This is a genomic window from Litchfieldia sinesaloumensis, from assembly GCF_900156865.1.
Lineage (GTDB): Bacteria > Bacillota > Bacilli > Bacillales > Bacillaceae_L > Ferdinandcohnia > Ferdinandcohnia sinesaloumensis.
Genome location: NZ_LT732529.1, coordinates 380283 through 397117 on the forward strand (window position 1 = coordinate 380283; position 16835 = coordinate 397117).

The 16835-nt window shown below is 37.6% G+C and carries 16 protein-coding genes; 14 read left to right on the forward strand and 2 right to left on the reverse strand.

From position 1 onward, the window contains the following. Nucleotides 1–6: 6 nt before the first annotated feature. The 6 genes from argB (at nucleotide 7) to CZ490_RS01865 (ending at nucleotide 7462) form a co-directional block, all read left to right on the forward strand. Nucleotides 7–783: an acetylglutamate kinase gene (gene argB / locus CZ490_RS01840; RefSeq protein WP_077617282.1), complete on the forward strand. Its 777-nt coding sequence runs from the start codon at nucleotides 7–9 to the stop codon at nucleotides 781–783. Next, complete coding sequence (locus CZ490_RS01845) at nucleotides 783–1934, forward strand: acetylornithine transaminase (protein ID WP_077617283.1); 1152 nt, start codon at nucleotides 783–785, stop codon at nucleotides 1932–1934. Before argB ends, CZ490_RS01845 begins: the two co-directional genes overlap by 1 nt. 94 nt (nucleotides 1935–2028) lie before the next feature. Beyond that, complete coding sequence (locus CZ490_RS01850; protein ID WP_077617284.1) at nucleotides 2029–3105, forward strand: carbamoyl phosphate synthase small subunit; 1077 nt, start codon at nucleotides 2029–2031, stop codon at nucleotides 3103–3105. Continuing rightward, nucleotides 3098–6220, forward strand: coding sequence for a carbamoyl phosphate synthase large subunit (locus tag CZ490_RS01855; protein ID WP_077617285.1), 3123 nt, complete (start codon nucleotides 3098–3100; stop codon nucleotides 6218–6220). The genes CZ490_RS01850 and CZ490_RS01855 overlap by 8 nt, the downstream gene beginning before the upstream one ends. Further along, nucleotides 6217–7167 carry an ornithine carbamoyltransferase gene (gene argF / locus CZ490_RS01860; protein WP_077617286.1) on the forward strand — a complete coding sequence of 317 codons (951 nt, stop codon included), beginning with the start codon at nucleotides 6217–6219 and terminating at the stop codon, nucleotides 7165–7167. The genes CZ490_RS01855 and argF overlap by 4 nt, the downstream gene beginning before the upstream one ends. Before the next feature lie 115 nt (nucleotides 7168–7282). After that, complete coding sequence (locus CZ490_RS01865; RefSeq protein WP_077617287.1) at nucleotides 7283–7462, forward strand: YjzC family protein; 180 nt, start codon at nucleotides 7283–7285, stop codon at nucleotides 7460–7462. Between the two features lie 62 nt (nucleotides 7463–7524). Here the strand turns inward: CZ490_RS01865 and CZ490_RS01870 are convergent, their stop codons facing one another. Further along, nucleotides 7525–7713, reverse strand: coding sequence for a YjzD family protein (locus CZ490_RS01870; protein WP_077617288.1), 189 nt, complete (start codon nucleotides 7711–7713; stop codon nucleotides 7525–7527). A gap of 151 nt (nucleotides 7714–7864) precedes the next feature. Here CZ490_RS01870 and CZ490_RS01875 point away from each other — a divergent pair, with 151 nt between their 5' ends. From CZ490_RS01875 to CZ490_RS01885, 3 genes are all read left to right on the forward strand, one after another. Further along, the gene (locus tag CZ490_RS01875; RefSeq protein ID WP_077617289.1) at nucleotides 7865–8593 is read left to right on the forward strand and encodes an alpha/beta hydrolase; all 729 of its coding nucleotides are present in this window, start codon (nucleotides 7865–7867) and stop codon (nucleotides 8591–8593) included. Nucleotides 8594–8683: 90 nt separating this feature from the next. Continuing rightward, a complete protein-coding gene (locus CZ490_RS01880) occupies nucleotides 8684–9244 on the forward strand; it encodes a hypothetical protein (RefSeq protein ID WP_077617290.1) in 561 nt (186 codons plus the stop codon). 117 nt (nucleotides 9245–9361) lie between these two features. Next, nucleotides 9362–10318: a BMP family ABC transporter substrate-binding protein gene (locus tag CZ490_RS01885; protein ID WP_077617291.1), complete on the forward strand. Its 957-nt coding sequence runs from the start codon at nucleotides 9362–9364 to the stop codon at nucleotides 10316–10318. Between the two features lie 28 nt (nucleotides 10319–10346). Here CZ490_RS01885 and CZ490_RS01890 read toward each other — a convergent pair whose 3' ends face one another. Continuing rightward, the gene (locus CZ490_RS01890) at nucleotides 10347–10616 is read right to left on the reverse strand and encodes a hypothetical protein (protein WP_077617292.1); all 270 of its coding nucleotides are present in this window, start codon (nucleotides 10614–10616) and stop codon (nucleotides 10347–10349) included. Between the two features lie 269 nt (nucleotides 10617–10885). On the opposite strand from CZ490_RS01890, the gene CZ490_RS01895 reads away from it, so the two are divergent. From CZ490_RS01895 to CZ490_RS01915, 5 genes are all read left to right on the forward strand, one after another. After that, nucleotides 10886–11818, forward strand: coding sequence for a beta-ketoacyl-ACP synthase III (locus CZ490_RS01895; protein WP_077617293.1), 933 nt, complete (start codon nucleotides 10886–10888; stop codon nucleotides 11816–11818). 69 nt (nucleotides 11819–11887) lie between these two features. Next, nucleotides 11888–13126: a beta-ketoacyl-ACP synthase II gene (gene fabF / locus CZ490_RS01900; protein WP_077617294.1), complete on the forward strand. Its 1239-nt coding sequence runs from the start codon at nucleotides 11888–11890 to the stop codon at nucleotides 13124–13126. Between the two features lie 228 nt (nucleotides 13127–13354). Then, complete coding sequence (locus tag CZ490_RS01905; protein ID WP_234987152.1) at nucleotides 13355–13993, forward strand: DUF2268 domain-containing putative Zn-dependent protease; 639 nt, start codon at nucleotides 13355–13357, stop codon at nucleotides 13991–13993. A 798-nt stretch (nucleotides 13994–14791) separates the two neighbouring features. After that, nucleotides 14792–15805 carry an ABC transporter ATP-binding protein gene (locus CZ490_RS01910; protein ID WP_077617295.1) on the forward strand — a complete coding sequence of 338 codons (1014 nt, stop codon included), beginning with the start codon at nucleotides 14792–14794 and terminating at the stop codon, nucleotides 15803–15805. Nucleotides 15806–15808: 3 nt separating this feature from the next. Then, nucleotides 15809–16804 (forward strand): ABC transporter ATP-binding protein, encoded by a 996-nt coding sequence (locus tag CZ490_RS01915; RefSeq protein WP_077617296.1) that lies wholly within the window; start codon nucleotides 15809–15811, stop codon nucleotides 16802–16804. Nucleotides 16805–16835 lie beyond the last annotated feature (31 nt).

Consider the following 16835-nt stretch of genomic DNA (forward strand, 5'->3'; position numbering starts at 1 on the left):
CTCGAAATGGAGACAATTGTTATAAAATGTGGAGGCAGTATTCTATCAGAGCTGTCAGACTCATTTTTTTCAAGTATAAAGGAATTAAAATACAAAGGGTACCGTGTAGTTATTGTTCATGGCGGTGGGCCAGAGATTGCTCAGACTCTCTCCTCTTTAAATATAAAAAGTGATTTCGTCAATGGTTTAAGAAGGACAACTAAAGAAGTCCTAGATGTTGTCGAAATGGTTCTATCCGGAACGGTTAATAAAAGCGTGGTTATTGAGCTTGAGAAAGCGGGGATCCCAGCTGTTGGTTTATCTGGTTGTGATGCAGGGTTACTAAAAGCAAAGCCTGTAGACCTAGAAAATTTAGGGTATGTTGGTGAGGTAGAACAAGTAAATGTTTCCTTCCTTGATACTATTTTATCTCAAGATTATGTTCCTGTTCTTTCACCAATCGGAATGGATGGGGAGTTTACAAGGTACAACATAAATGCAGATACAGCAGCCGCTAGTGTTGCGATAGCGCTAAAAGCAAAGCATTTATTGTTCGTAACAGACGTAGATGGAATTAAGAAGGATGATAAGGTTTTACCTTCACTATCAACGGAATCAGTGGTAACTCTCATTGAAGAAGGAACCATATACGGTGGAATGATTCCAAAGGTAAAAGCAGCGCTCTCGGCGCTTAATGATGGTGGACTAAATGAAATAACGATTATAAACGGAAAGGGTTCATTACTTTCTGTTGACGGAACATTAAAAGGAACAAAAATTGTGAAAGAACTAGAGGTGGTATAATGGATGCACTATTTCCAACATATGCGAGATGGGATATAACAGTTGAATCGGCTGAAGGTGCAATTATTATTGATAATACAGGCAAAAAATATTTGGATTTCGTTTCTGGAATTGCAGTTTGTAATCTAGGTCATCGCCACCCAGCAGTTGTAAGTGCAGTGCAAGAGCAACTGGAAAAGTACTGGCATGTATCAAATTTATTTAAATCGGACATCCAACAGGAAGTAGCTCAACAGCTTGTATTAAATTCTGATTTAGACGCAGTTTTCTTTTGCAACAGTGGTGCAGAGGCAAATGAAGCGGCATTAAAGCTTGCTCGTAAATATACACAAAAATCAAAGGTTATTACATTTAAACAATCTTTTCATGGTCGGACATTTGGAACTATGGCCGCTACTGGCCAAGAAAAGATTCACTCAGGATTTGGTCCTCTTTTGCACGAATTCGTCTATCTCCCATATAATGACTGTGACGCGTTAGAGCGCGAAATGGATGATACAGTTGCAGCTGTGATGGTTGAAGTGGTCCAAGGTGAAGGTGGGGTTATTCCGGGCACGAAAGAGTTCCTTGGAAAAATTGAAGAGCTTTGTTTACAATATGGCTCGCTCTTTATTATAGACGAAGTACAAACTGGTATTGGTCGAACAGGAAAGGCATTTGCTTATCAACAATACAATCTTTCACCCGACATTATAACATTAGCAAAAGGTTTAGGAAGCGGTCTACCAGTCGGTGCTATGTTAGGGAAGGAAAAACTAAAAGAAGCTTTTGGACCTGGTACACATGGTTCTACTTTTGGGGGGAATCCAATCTCGATGGCAGCAGCAAAAGCGACCCTCTCAATCATTTTTAACAAAGAGTTTTTAGCTGATGTAGTGAAAAAAGGAGATTACCTACAAAGTGAGCTAACAAAGGCATTTATAGACCAGGATTTCGTAACAGAGGTTCGTGGTAGTGGATTAATAATGGGTATTGCTTGTCAAAATGAAGTGGCTGGGTCAATTACAGTACTTCGAGAGAACGGATTACTTACACTTCCTGCTGGTGCAAATGTGATTCGATTATTACCACCATTAACTATTACTTACGAAGAAATCAATGAAGCAGTTCAAATCATTAAAAATACTCTAGTTGCTGAATATAGTAACTGACTATGATTTTAATAACTACCGTAATAATTTTAAATTTTTTTGAATACTAATGTATAAAAATACGTGTCTGTAAATAAAAATACGAGGTGGAACAATGAAGGGATATTTACACTTAGAAAATGGTGAGAGCTTTGAAGGAGCATTACCTCTAAATGGTCAGGAGACCTTTGCGAAAGGGGAGGTAGTGTTCTTTACCGGAATGACTGGATATCAAGAGGTTTTGACGGACCCATCCTATAAAAATCAAATCATTGTTTTCACTTATCCACTAATCGGAAACTATGGAATAAACGAATTCGACTTTGAAAGTAAAAAGCCGCATGTTGCGGGTGTCATCATATATGAAACAAAGGATTCCCATTCTCACTATAACGGTAAGCACTCGTTAAAACAGTATTTAGCAAAATGGAATGTACCTTTACTTACCCATGTAGATACTCGAGCCGTCGTAAAAAGAATTAGAGTGGAAGGTACCATGCAGGCAGTAATCAGTAATGAACCTTTCGTTAAGGTAGAAGCTCAAACCACTGTCCTCAATCCGGTTAAGGATGTAACGTGTACCCAGATTGAAACATTTGGCTCAGGAGACATGCATATAGTCTTGGTGGATCTTGGCTATAAAAAATCAATTCTACAATCACTTCTTGATAGAGGATGTAAAGTTACAATCGTACCGTATACTACTTCCCATAAAGTAATTGAGGAGCTACATCCAAATGGTGTTGTCTTATCAAACGGACCTGGTGATCCAAAGGCAGTTCAAGACTATCTACCGACAATTCGAAAGATACTTGAACAATTTCCCACACTTGCAATTTGTTTAGGTCATCAGCTAGTCGCTTTAAGTCTAGGTGGAGATACAAAGAAATTGAAGTTTGGGCACAGAGGAGCAAATCAACCAGTTACAGATCTTGTAAGTAATAAGGTGTTTATCACATCCCAAAATCATAGCTATGTGGTTGATGAAGATAGCCTTACAGGAACAGGATTACAAGCGCGTTTCAAAAACAGCAATGATGGATCAATTGAAGGAATGGCGCACTGTGAGTATCCAATCTTATCTGTTCAATTCCATCCAGAGGCCCACCCAGGGCCGGCAGAGAGTAGTTGGATCTTTGATGAATTTATCGGTAAAAATTGTAATAGTAGGAGAGAAAAGATATATGCCTAAGGATCATTCTATAAAATCTATTTTAGTAATTGGCTCTGGTCCAATTGTAATTGGGCAGGCAGCAGAATTTGATTACTCAGGAACACAGGGCTGTCGAGCATTACGAGAAGAAGGCTATAAGGTCATCTTAGTAAATAATAATCCCGCAACCATCATGACTGATGAAGTAAACGCAGATCTTGTGTATTTTGAACCGTTAACTGTTGAAAGTATAGAGAAAATCATCGAGAAAGAACGACCAGACGGTTTGCTTGCTTCACTTGGTGGTCAGACGGGGTTGAATTTGGCCTTCAGTCTAAGTGAAGAAGGAATCCTGGATAAATACAATGTAAAAGTACTCGGAACTCCAATAGAATCGATTAAAAAAGGCGAAGACAGAGAAGCTTTTCGTAATCTAATGAATGAATTAAGTGAACCTGTTCCAGATAGTGTAATTGTTACAACCGTCGAAGAAGCAATTTCGTTCGTTGAGCAGGTTGGATTACCAGTTATCATTCGACCAGCCTATACATTGGGGGGAACAGGAGGAGGCATTGCGTTAGAACACCAACAACTAATTGAACTGACGAAAAATGGTTTGTCCGAAAGCCCGATTACTCAATGTCTAATCGAAAAAAGTATTGCAGGCTACAAAGAAATCGAATATGAGGTGATGAGGGATAAGAAGGGTACCTGCATTACCATCTGTAACATGGAAAACATCGACCCAGTTGGAATCCATACCGGTGATTCAATTGTTGTTGCGCCCTCACAAACACTTACCGATGAAGAGTATCAAATGCTTAGAGCTGCTTCCATAAAAATCATTTCTGCTTTAGGAATTATTGGAGGTTGTAATATCCAATTTGCATTAGATCCTTTCAGTAAAAACTATTATTTAATCGAAGTAAATCCACGTGTTAGTCGTTCTTCTGCACTAGCATCAAAAGCCACTGGCTACCCAATTGCTAAAATGGCGGCAAAACTTGCGGTCGGCTATACATTAGACGAATTAGTGAACCCTGTAACAGGAAAGACGTTTGCGAGCTTTGAACCAGCCTTAGATTACGTTGTAGTGAAATTCCCGCGCTTTCCATTTGATAAGTTCATTGATGTGCCAAATACACTTGGAACACAAATGAAAGCGACAGGCGAGGTAATGGCTATTGACCGTAATTTAGAAAGTGCCATTCAAAAGGCAATTCACTCATTGGAAGGTGATAATAAGAGCTTACGTTTACCTAAGGTAGAAAGTTACTCAAGTGAAGACCTCCTTCAATTAGTCGGAAAAGGAAGTGAAAACCGATTCTTTGCGGTGCTTGAACTTCTAAGAAGAGGAGTGACAGTTGAAGAAATTCATACAATATCCAAAATTGATCTGTTTTTCTTACACATCTTTAAATCACTTGTTGAATATGAAGGTCAGGTTGTTCAAAAATCACTAGACGGTATGTCAGTTGACTTCTTACAGGAGTTAAAAGAAAAGGGGTATTCCGATCAACATATTGCTTATCTCCTAGGAGAAGAAGAAGCCACGGTTCGAGCAAAACGCAAGGAACTTGGTATTATTCCGAGTTATAAATGTGTAGATACATGTGCAGGTGAGTTCGCAGCTCAAACCGCTTATTATTACTCAAGTTATTTTGGTGAAAATGAGATAGAGGTTTCAGAAAAACCAAAGGTATTAATATTAGGATCGGGACCAATTCGAATCGGTCAAGGAATTGAATTTGATTACAGCTCAGTTCATGGAATATTCGCATTGCAAGAGGAAGGCTACGAGACGCTGTTATTGAATAACAATCCGGAGACAGTGAGTACTGACTATGAAATAGCTGATAAATTATTTTTTGAACCATTAACACTTGAACATGTATTAAATGTTATCGAAGCGGAAAAAGTTGATCAAGTGATGGTTCAGTTTGGAGGTCAAACCGCGATTAATCTTGCAAAAGGATTAGAACAAGCGGGTATCACTATCGTTGGAATTACACATGACATCATTGACCAACTCGAAGATCGTGACCGTTTTTATCAGCTATTAGAAAAGACGGATGTTCCACATATCCCAGGTGAGATTGCTGATAATGCACAGGGATTGGTGAAGAAAGCTTCTAAAATTGGCTATCCGGTTTTAATCCGTCCATCATATGTAATTGGTGGGAAAGGCATGATTATCGTAAATGACGAGATAGAGCTGGTAACTTTATTAAACGAAATCCAAAACGAAACATATCCACTTCTAATTGACGCATATGTACCAGGCTTAGAAATTGAAGTTGATTTACTTTCTGATGGAGAAGAAATTCTAATTCCGACGATTGTAGAGCATATCGAAAAGGCAGGCGTCCATTCTGGTGATAGTCATGCGATAATGCCTGCTGTTTCGTTATCTGAAGACGACAAGAAAACAGTTGTCTCTTATGCTAGTAAGATTGTTCGAGAACTACAGTTTAAAGGTATCATGAATATCCAGTTTGTTATTAGTAACAAGCAGATTTATGTTCTTGAGGTTAATCCACGTGCAAGTAGAACAGTCCCAGTGATAAGCAAAATCACAGGTATTCCAATGGCACAATTAGCTTCAAAACTTGTACTCGGTAAATCTTTAGATGAAGTAATATCTCAAAAAGGCTTATTACCAGATTTACCGTTCTATGCGGTGAAGTATCCGGTATTTTCAACCTATAAACTCATTGGCGACCCGACTGTAGGCCCGGAAATGAAGTCAACAGGTGAAGGGATTAGCATTGCAGAGACGATTAATGAAGCATTAACTAAGGTGTTTCATAGCTACATCCTATCAAGAAAAGGCGCAGATGAAATTGTTTTTGATACGGATTTAATTCCGGACGATTTGAAGCAAAAAGCTAAAGAACTAGGCCTAAAAATGTGTGCAGCTGAAAGTATCACACAATGGAGCAAAAGTGAAAAAGCTTTAGCATTTGTGAGTCTATCTAAGGAAAAGAAGGCAAAACAGAATAAATTAGAAGCAAGTCAACAAAGAATTCAGGTATTTACAGAGAAAGAGACATTTCAAGCATTTTTAGAAGCCCTGCGTGATTCTTCATTTTCGGTTATGTCTATACAGGAGCGTAGACATGCAAATATAAAGAAAGAAGTGATAAGCAAATGACTACTACGTTTAAACATAAATCCCTAAAAGGAAAGGACTTACTTACACTTATTGATTTAACAGGCGAGGAAATAATAGAACTATTGAATTCAGCAATTGAACTTAAACAGAAACATAAAAATGGGGAAGAAACACCCTATTTAAAAGGAAAAACGCTAGCGATGATATTTGAAAAGCATTCCACGCGTACTCGAGTTTCGTTTGAAGCAGGAATGCTCCAGCTAGGGGGCAATGCAATCTATCTTAATAGCAATGATATGCAGCTAGGTAGAGGTGAAACAATTGCGGATACAGCATTGGTATTGTCTGAGTATGTTGATGCAATTATGATTCGTACGTTCGGTCATGAAAAGATTGAGGAACTTGCAAAATTCGCAAGTATCCCTGTTATCAATGGCTTAACAGAAGATTTCCACCCGTGCCAGGCACTAGCTGATTTACTTACTATTTATGAACAAAAGAAATCCTTCAAAGGAAATAAACTTGTTTATGTTGGAGACGGAAATAATGTAGCCCACTCACTGATGATTGCAGCTGCAAAGGTTGGATTAGATTGTACGGTGGTATGTCCACCCGGGTACTCTCCAAAATCATTTATTGTGGATAAAGCTAAAGAAATAGCAATTGAAACAGATGCAATTATCGAGGTTAGCCATGACCCAGTCTTGGGCCTTCAGGGGGCAGATTTTATTTACACAGATGTTTGGGCTAGTATGGGACAAGAAGAAGAACAACAAGCTAGACTTCAAGCGTTCATGCCTTATCAAGTAAATTCAGCGCTGGTAGGTGCAGCCAATAAAGATTATTCGTTCATGCACTGTTTACCTGCACATCGTGGAGAAGAAGTTAGCGCTGAAGTAATCGATGGCCCACACTCTGTCGTTTTTGAACAAGCAGGAAATCGCCTACATGCTCAAAAAGCTGTATTGAAAGCAATTTTGGAATAAGATAAATCAAAAAGCCTCAGTCTTCTCTGAAAAAAGGGACTGAGGCTTTTTTTCATGATTTTAGTGGAGAGTGGGAATAGTAATCGTGTACTACTACTAATAAAGGAGGATTATGATGGGGCAAAGTCATGAATTTCGCGCAGGTCAAAAAGCACCGAATAATGGGATTTATGTTGAAATCGGTGAGCAGGGAGATATGGTTAAGAACCCAAAAAGTGTTAAATTAAGTGCCGGTGACCCATTCCCCGAAAACTCAAACCACAACCGCAAATGGTCATATAAAAGAAAGCCTTAATTTGCATAGCATGCCCAAAATGATAAAAAACAAAAAAGACCCAAACAGGGTCTTTTTTGCTTTTAATGATGGGGTTCCTCTACAGGCTCATTTGGAATTATAGCACCTAGAGTAACAATAAGAGCTGTAACAATAACAGCTACAATTGTAGAAGTACTAAAAGAATATGTAGCAACGTTCATTGATCCAACCACATATGCAGCCATTTGGATTAAGAGGAATGTCCAAAAAAATGTCCAAAAATAACGCAATTTGTTCACCTCATAAACACTTTATAAACTCAGTTTACCACAATTGTAATCGGTTAGAAAAGATATTTATGGGCATTTCCCCCTTTCAACATATTAATTTCAACATACACTGATAATGAAGGACGAAAATCAGGAGTAGGAGAAGGGATCAATGATACAGAACAAACTTTTTTTTAAGCTTGATACGGAGTGGTCTGCTCTTCATTTGCCAAAACGTCCAAATGGATTTGCTGTATTAATATTGGGTGATAAGAATAGCTTTGTGGAAGAGAACTCAAGCTATTGGATTCAAAACTATGCAAGGTCTCAAATCCTAGAATACTTGAAAGATGAAGGCTATACTGTATTCTACTCGAACCTTTATGGTGCAAACTGGGGAAATCCAGGCTCAGTCAAATTAGCAACACAACTGTATCATATTGTAATGAAACGAGAAATTCTCAATAAGCGTATCCATATCCTTGCAGAAGGAATGGGAGCATTAACTGCAATGCAAGTAAGTAAAAAACTTAAAGGCGAGATAAGATCGATGGCTTTCATAAATCCATGCATTGATTTAGCTGCGCATATTGAAAATGAAAAAAACAATAAGTTTTTTTATAAAAAGTTGATTAAAGAAGTAGCTCACGCCTATCAACTTGAGGAACGGGAAGTTGAAACAAATATAAATAAATTGATAAAGTGGGACAATAACTCATTTCCGGATATTCCTATTAAAATTTGGTCTAGCACAAATGAAAAGACATACACTCCTGAAATTCATAGTAAGAAATACGAGAGTAACAAAATGGTTACGTTAAGCTATCACATAAGTGAGAACACATATGCATTTAGTCGCTCAATCGGTAGCTTTTATAAAGAGAACGAAAAGGTATTATAAAAAGTCCCTTCTTCTTCTAAAAGAATAGGGACTTTTTGCTAGGCCATTCGCATACGATACTGTAACAAATTGTAATGGGGGATGTTACAAGTGAAGAACGTCATACTATTCGATGCTTTGTCGTTTGTAGGATATGGTCTCTGTCTAAAGATGGTTGACGAAGAAATTCTTGTATGGGGAATCGATAAAACACCAAAGGAAAATAGCCTTGAAGAGGAGAGAATGTACCGTATTGGTCGTAATGCCAATTTTCAATTTGTCGAGTATCCAAAGAGCATGTTAGATCAAACAATGTTTAAGCAAGTAGACGCTGTAATCTATCCTTGGTTGGGTCCATACTCAATAGAACGGAATAAGGTAAAAGATGAGAAACTTCACTCCGTAATTTCACATTGCAATGAAACAAAGACTAAGCTCATACTAGTATCTTCAAACCTGGCAACGAATGAATCCAGTGATGACTTAGCTATTGCACTAGATGAGGATTGGTTCTCAAAGATTGATATTAAAAATAGTTTGTGTGATCACCAAAAGATTCGAACGAAAAATACAGAATTTTTATTTACATTTATTGAATTTTCGAATAATAATATAATTGAAGGAACGCGAAAAAAGGATGAGCATTTAGAATGGGTCTCACAGAACTTTTAGTATAATAATTATTTTCCTTTTAAAAATGTCTAAAGTACACTAAAATAAACATAACTCAAAGTCGCAAATTAGATTTAATTAGGATGTTATTGTTTTGTTTTTGAAGGAGCTGTAGTAATGCGAAATCTGTTTAGGTGGGTGACACTCTTATTCCTTTTCACTATCCTCGTATCTTGTGGACAATCAGATTCTACTACTGGGGTAAAGAAAGTGGGTCTACTTGTACCAGACACGATTAATGACCAAGTGTGGGGCACAAAGGGGTATAAGGGGTTATTGCAGATAAAATCACAATTTCAAGTTGATGTTTATTATAAAGAGGCTATCACGACAGAGGTTGCGACAAGAACTGCAGTGGATGAATTTGTTAATAAAGGCGTTAATCTTATATTTGGCCATGGCAATGAGTATGTTTCCATTTTTAATGAGATTGCTGATGAGTATCCTGATGTTCATTTTGTCTTTTTTAACGGAAATACGAGAAAAGAGAATGTTACTAGCTTAAACTTCGATGGGCATGCTATGGGCTTTTTCGGTGGTATGGTTGCTGGCAAAATGACGGAAGCGAACAAGGTTGGGGTAATCGCTGCTTTTGAATGGCAGCCAGAGATTAATGGTTTTTATGAAGGTGTATTATTTCAAAATGATGATGTTGATGTAGATATTGGATATGTCCAGAACTGGGATGATGACGAAAAAGCACTTCGGATTGCGGAAGAAATGATTTCAGATGGAGTGGACATCATCTATCCTGCTGGAGATGGCTACAATGTCTCCGTTATTGAAAGACTTAAGGAAGATGGTCTTTATGCGATAGGCTATGTATCGGACCAATCTGATTTAGGGAAAGAAACGGTTTACACAAGCACGGTTCAACATGTTGATCAACTGTATGTGTTGGTTGCAAATAAATTTAATGAAGGTGAACTTAAATCAGGAAATCTCTATTTTGACTTCCAGGATGAGGTCATTTCATTGGGGACCTTCAGTCCGAAGATTGACGATTCGTTTATAGAAGAATTGAATCAGTATATACAGGAATATAAAGAAACAGGTAATCTACCTTCTAACTAAAAGAAGCTGTCGTATTAGTGACAGCTTCTTATTTTTTTCGAAAATAATCCAAGAGCGGAGACAGTTCTTTTAATAGAGGTTTTAAATTATCAATTGAGGTCATAATATCACCTAATTGGTTCAATAATTGAGTGTAATCAGCCCCATCTGTTTGGTTAACATGCGTATGTTCTTCTGAATTATTCCATTCCATTCGTTTAGCGCGTTGTCCAAACATAAGCCGATCGAACGGATCAGACTTTGGAGATTCTTGGCTTTCCTCTTCTTTTATATCGAAATCCTCATGCTCATTACTCATCTTTAATCACCAACTTACTTTAGAGATTTTTACAGATCAGTTTTACTATATTCATATGTATCACCACTTAAAATGAGATAGGCCTGTAACACATAAAATACTGGGTGAAAGCGGATTCTTATAAAAATAAACGCTTAAATGTTGATAACGATTAAAAAATGAATTAAAATTAGTACCAAGTCATAATAATTGATAATAAGAATGGTGAAAAAAATTAAAGCTTATTCCATAAATTATGTTTATCGCAAAATAAAAAAGGAGATGTTTATATGGGTGTAGGAATAATCGGAATCAATCGATTTGTACCTGAAAGAGTTGTTACGAACAAAGATCTTGAAAAAATATTAGATACATCAGATGAATGGATACGGACAAGAACAGGAATAGAAGAACGTCGAATTGCAGATGATGATACAAACACATCAGACATGGCATTTGGAGCAGCAACTAAAGCGATTGAGGATTCAGGAATCAGTCCTGAAGAGATAGATTTGATCATTGTAGCTACAGTTACTCCTGATCATCCATTTCCATCTGTTGCATGTATGATTCAAGAGCGTCTTGGTGCAAAAAATGCAGCAGCGATGGATATTAGTGCGGCGTGCGCAGGATTCATGTACGGAATTATCACTGGGAAGCAATTTATTGAGAACGGTGATTATAAGCATGTATTAGTAGTAGGTGTTGAAAAACTCTCTAAAATCGTTGACTGGAGCGACCGTAATACAGCTGTATTATTTGGTGACGGTGCTGGAGCAGTTGTTCTTGGCGAAGTTTCTGAAGGCAGAGGTATCCTATCCTATGAATTAGGGGCAGATGGAACAGGTTCTAAGCATTTGTACCAGGATGAACATATCATCATGAACGGTCGTGAAGTCTTTAAATTTGCAGTAAGGCAAATGGGAGAGTCGAGTGTAAATGTAATTGAAAAAGCAGGATTAAAACGAGAAGATGTTGATTATTTAATCCCACACCAAGCAAATATTCGAATCATGGAGGCCTCAAGAGAAAGACTTGAGCTACCAGTTGAAAAAATGTCAAAAACAGTGGATAAATTCGGAAATACATCCGCAGCATCGATTCCTATTTCAATCGTTGAAGACCTCCAAGCAGGAAAAATTAAGGACGATGACGTAATTGTAATGGTAGGATTTGGTGGAGGACTAACATGGGGTGCCATCTGCATTAGATGGGGTCGCTAACCTTAAAACATAAATTGACGATACGAACAACTTAAATTTTAGTAGAACTTAGGTGGAAGGTGAGAGAATATGGAAAAGAAACGTGTTGTAGTAACTGGTTTGGGTACAGTTTCACCACTGGGGAACGATACGAAAACAACTTGGGAAAACGCAAAAAACGGTGTGTCTGGAATTGGACCGTTAACAAGAATATCCATTAAAGGATTACCTGCAAAGGTTGCAGCGGAATTAAAAGATTTTAATCCTGAAAATTTTATGGATAAAAAAGAAGCACGTCGTATGGACCGCTTCACACAATATGCACTTGCAGCATCCTTTATGGCAGTAAAAGATGCGAATCTTTCAATCACAGAGTCTAACGCACCACGCGTAGGAGTATGGATTGGTTCAGGAATTGGTGGAATGGAAACTCATGAAGAACAGCATAAGATTTTCCTAGAAAAAGGCTATCGTCGTGTAAGTCCATTCTATGTACCAATGATGATTCCAGATATGGCAGCAGGTCAAGTTTCAATCGCTCTAGGTGCAAAAGGAATAAATTCATGTACGGTTACAGCGTGTGCAACTGGTACAAACTCGATTGGTGATGCATTTAAAGTTATCCAACGTGGTGATGCAGATGTGATGGTCACTGGTGGAACGGAAGCGCCAATCACCGGTATGTCATTTGCAGGATTTATCTCAGCACGAGCATTATCATTAAATCCAGACCCAAAAACAGCAAGTCGTCCCTTTGATAAAAATCGTGACGGTTTTGTAATGGGTGAAGGGGCAGGAATACTTATTCTTGAAGAACTTGAACATGCACTAGCGCGTGGAGCCAATATATACGCAGAAGTTGTCGGTTATGGTTCAACTGGAGACGCATATCATATTACTGCTCCAGCTCCAGGAGGAGAAGGTGGAGTTCGTGCAATGCGTCAAGCGATTGAAGATGCTGAACTAACACCGAACGATGTGGACTACATCAATGCACATGGAACGAGTACAGACTACAATGATAAATTCGAAACGGCTGCAATCAAGGAAGTATTCGGCGATCACGCATATAAATTAGCGGTTAGTTCTACAAAATCAATGACAGGACATTTACTTGGAGCTGCTGGTGGTGTTGAGGCAATCTTCTCAGTACTTGCAATCAAAGAAGGAATTATTCCACCAACGATAAATTATGAAACACCAGATCCAGAATGTGATTTAGACTATGTCCCAAATAAAGCAAGAGAGCAAGAAGTAGATGTTGTATTAAGTAACTCACTTGGTTTTGGTGGGCACAATGCAACACTATTGTTTAAAAAATATCAATAATCATTTCTACGTAAGAGTCGGGCCAATGGTCTGGCTCTTTTTTAAATGACTTGAATACAATGTATTGGTGTCTCTTTCGAAAGGAAGTGTAAAAATGGGGTAATCCATACTGAAGAATGGATAAAGGAGTCTCATAAGAATCCAGTTATACTTTGTAAAAAGTTAAAAAAATACTTTCCGGCTAAAATTACGGAACAGGAAATTTATCATCATTTGAAAATGCACGGTATGTATAGAACAGTTGATGAAAACATTTATCATTGCTTGCCTAAAAATGTATGGAAACAAGTAGATGATGCGTATAAGATTTTGCAAAAGAAATGGAACGGTCCTCCAGTTCCCATTTTTGTTTTCCCAGCAGACGAAACAAACACAAGAATTAAAAAGGACTTTAATGGTAAATCAGGTCTAGCTTTTAAAGACAAATTATTTCTGTTTGTTTCAAAGCATAATACACAAAGTGAAATAAAAGCAGTTTTAACACATGAATACAATCATGTTTGTCGTCTGAAATATTACAAAAAAGCTGAAGCTAATTATACGATTTTAGACACAGTGATATTAGAAGGACTCGCAGAAAATGCGGTCCGTGAGCACTGTGGCGAATCAGAATTGGCGAGTTGGACGAACTATTATTCCGATGAGCGCCTTCATAAGATAGTAGAACAACTCATCATTCCAAACCAGAATGTAAAAAGAAATGAACGAAAATACCCCGATCTTCTATATGGAAAAGGATTCTACCCAAAGATGGTGGGCTATTGTGCAGGCTATTATTTAGTTAAGCAATATATGAACTCTACCAAACTTCAAACAAATGCGATTCTAGGACTTGAATCAGAAGAGTTTGTGAAAGAGTATCTTTGACTGCAGGTGAATCCTGTGGTTTTTTGTTTGTACGAAAGAATGGGCGAGTGGGGTGTCGTTTGGTGAAATGTGGAAAAATGATTGAGGAGAATTGCGGGATAATGTTGTGCGTTTGGATAAAACAGGAAAATAACGCGGCATAACCACTGATTAAGATGTCGCATTTGGAATAATCAGGGAAATACTATGTCATATCATCGAGTTAAGGTACCACATTTGGATAAAACAGAAAACATGTTAACGTAACTTAAACATACCAACAGGCAATATTAAGAAAATAGTTTCTAGCCAAAGAGAAAGAGTATCCCTCTAGCAAGAGGGATACTCTTTTCAATAATCATATAATCACTAATATACATACAAGATGAGCCTTCACTTTATGATTAATTCCGGCTTTTTGAAGCAATTGCCTTAAAAGGGATTCACAACGACTAAGTTGAATAAGGGGATTTTTTACTTCCATACCATATTAAGTTTTCCAGATTTCACCATCCATTACGTAGTCGCCTTCAAAATTTTTCACTTCAAACATGTGAATTTTGTATCTCAGACTCTATGTTTTCAACCAATTCTAATAATAACTTGTATGTACAACTTGTTAGAAAATTCTAATATAATATATTTTTATAATATATTTAAATAATTAGACTATACTAAATAATAGGTTAAAGCCCTTATTTTATAAGGGTTACACTATAAGTTGAAAAAATTGTCTTGCAATTATAAAATTATAGTAATAAAATTCTTATTACACATAAAAATATTTTTTCTAATCTTGTAGAATTTGGGGTGTCTTTTATGCAACGGCCAACTAATGAAGCACCTTTGCTAGAAGTGAAGGGGTTAAAAACTGGATTTAAAATAGATGGGGAAATATATCATGCAGTTGATGGTGTCTCTTTTGAGGTTAAACCACGTCAAATTGTCGGAATTGTTGGAGAATCTGGATGTGGGAAAAGTGTTATGTCAATGTCTGTTATGAAACTCTTACCCGTAGGGATTGGGGAGATTACAGACGGAGAGGTTGTTTTTCAGGGGAATAACATTGAAAAACTATCAGAAACTCAAATGAATAAAATTCGTGGAAGAGATATTTCAATGATTTTCCAAGAACCGATGACAGCATTGAATCCTGTTTTTACAATTGGATTTCAATTGGAGGAAGTTCTATTAAACCATCAAAAAATTTCAAAAAAAAGAGCTAGAGAGATAAGTATCGATCTTTTAACACAAGTAGGGATTTCTCGACCGGACAGTATCGTAGATGAGTATCCTCATCAACTGTCAGGAGGAATGCGTCAACGCGTAATGATTGCGATGGCAATCGCATGTCAACCAAAGTTACTCATAGCGGATGAACCTACAACAGCACTTGACGTGACGGTACAAGCGCAAATTCTTGAACTCTTAAAGAGTATCCAAGAAAAAAACGATATGTCAGTCATCTTAATTACCCATGATTTGGGTGTAGTAGCTGAAATGTGTGATGAAGTAATTGTTATGTATGCGGGTCAGATTGTGGAAAGAACAGATGTAGATACACTTTTCTATAATCCAAAGCATCCTTATACGAAGCTACTAATAGAATCGATTCCAAAGTTACATGAAAAAGTTGAAACATTGGGGTCAATTGAGGGGATTGTTCCTTCTTTAAAAAACATGCCACGTGTAGGATGTCGATTTGCTGACCGTTGTCCAGTCGCAATGCCTGAGTGTAAAACTATTACACCTGCATTAGGAATGGTAGAGGATGGACATGAAGTCTCCTGTCTACTATACAAGACTAGTCAACCTGTAAAAGAGGTGAGATAAGAAATGGCTAATCAAACGTTAGATAAGAATAATGAAAATGTATTATTAGAGGTTAAGAATCTTAAAACCTACTACCCTATTAAGGGCGGGTTTATGAGAAAGACAATAGGACATGTGAAAGCGGTTGATGATGTTTCGTTTGAGATTAAAGAAGGTGAAACATTAGGGCTTGTTGGAGAATCAGGTTGTGGAAAGTCTACGACAGGGAGAACTCTCCTTCGTTTACTAGATGCTACAGAAGGTCAAATTCTACTAGATGGAAGAGACATTACGAAGCTAAAAGGAAAGCCATTACGTGAAATTAGAAAAGATTTTCAAATGGTGTTCCAGGATCCATATGCTTCACTAAATCCGATGCAAATGGTTGGTGACATCATTGCAGAACCAATCATCAATTACACAGGGAAGTCTCTAAAAGATTTAAAAGAAGAAGTAATGGATCTCCTTAAAAAGGTGGGACTACCAGAGGATGCTTATTATAAATATGCGCATGAATTTTCTGGTGGACAACGTCAAAGAATCGGTATTGCTCGTGCATTAGCGTTAAGACCAAAATTGATTATTGCCGATGAGCCAGTATCTGCTTTGGACGTTTCAGTTCAATCACAAGTACTTAACCTATTAAAAGAATTACAAGATGAGTTCGGCTTAACGTTCCTATTCATCGCCCATGACCTAAGTGTCGTTAAACACATGAGCGATCGAATTGGAGTTATGTACCTTGGTGGAATTGTTGAATTAGCAGAAAAGGATAGCATGTACGCAGAGCCGCTTCATCCTTATACACAAGCTTTAATTTCAGCCATTCCTGAGCCAGACCCTAGAAGGAAAAAAGAAAGAATCGTTCTAGAGGGAGATGTACCAAGTCCAGCGAACCCGCCGAGTGGTTGTCCATTCCATCCGAGATGTCCGATGGCTATGGAAGAGTGTTCTATGGCAAAACCTGAATTAAAGGAGGTGAAGCCAGGACATAGAGTGGCTTGTCATTTATACAAATAAGTTTGGCAGGTAATTTACAAAACATACATTA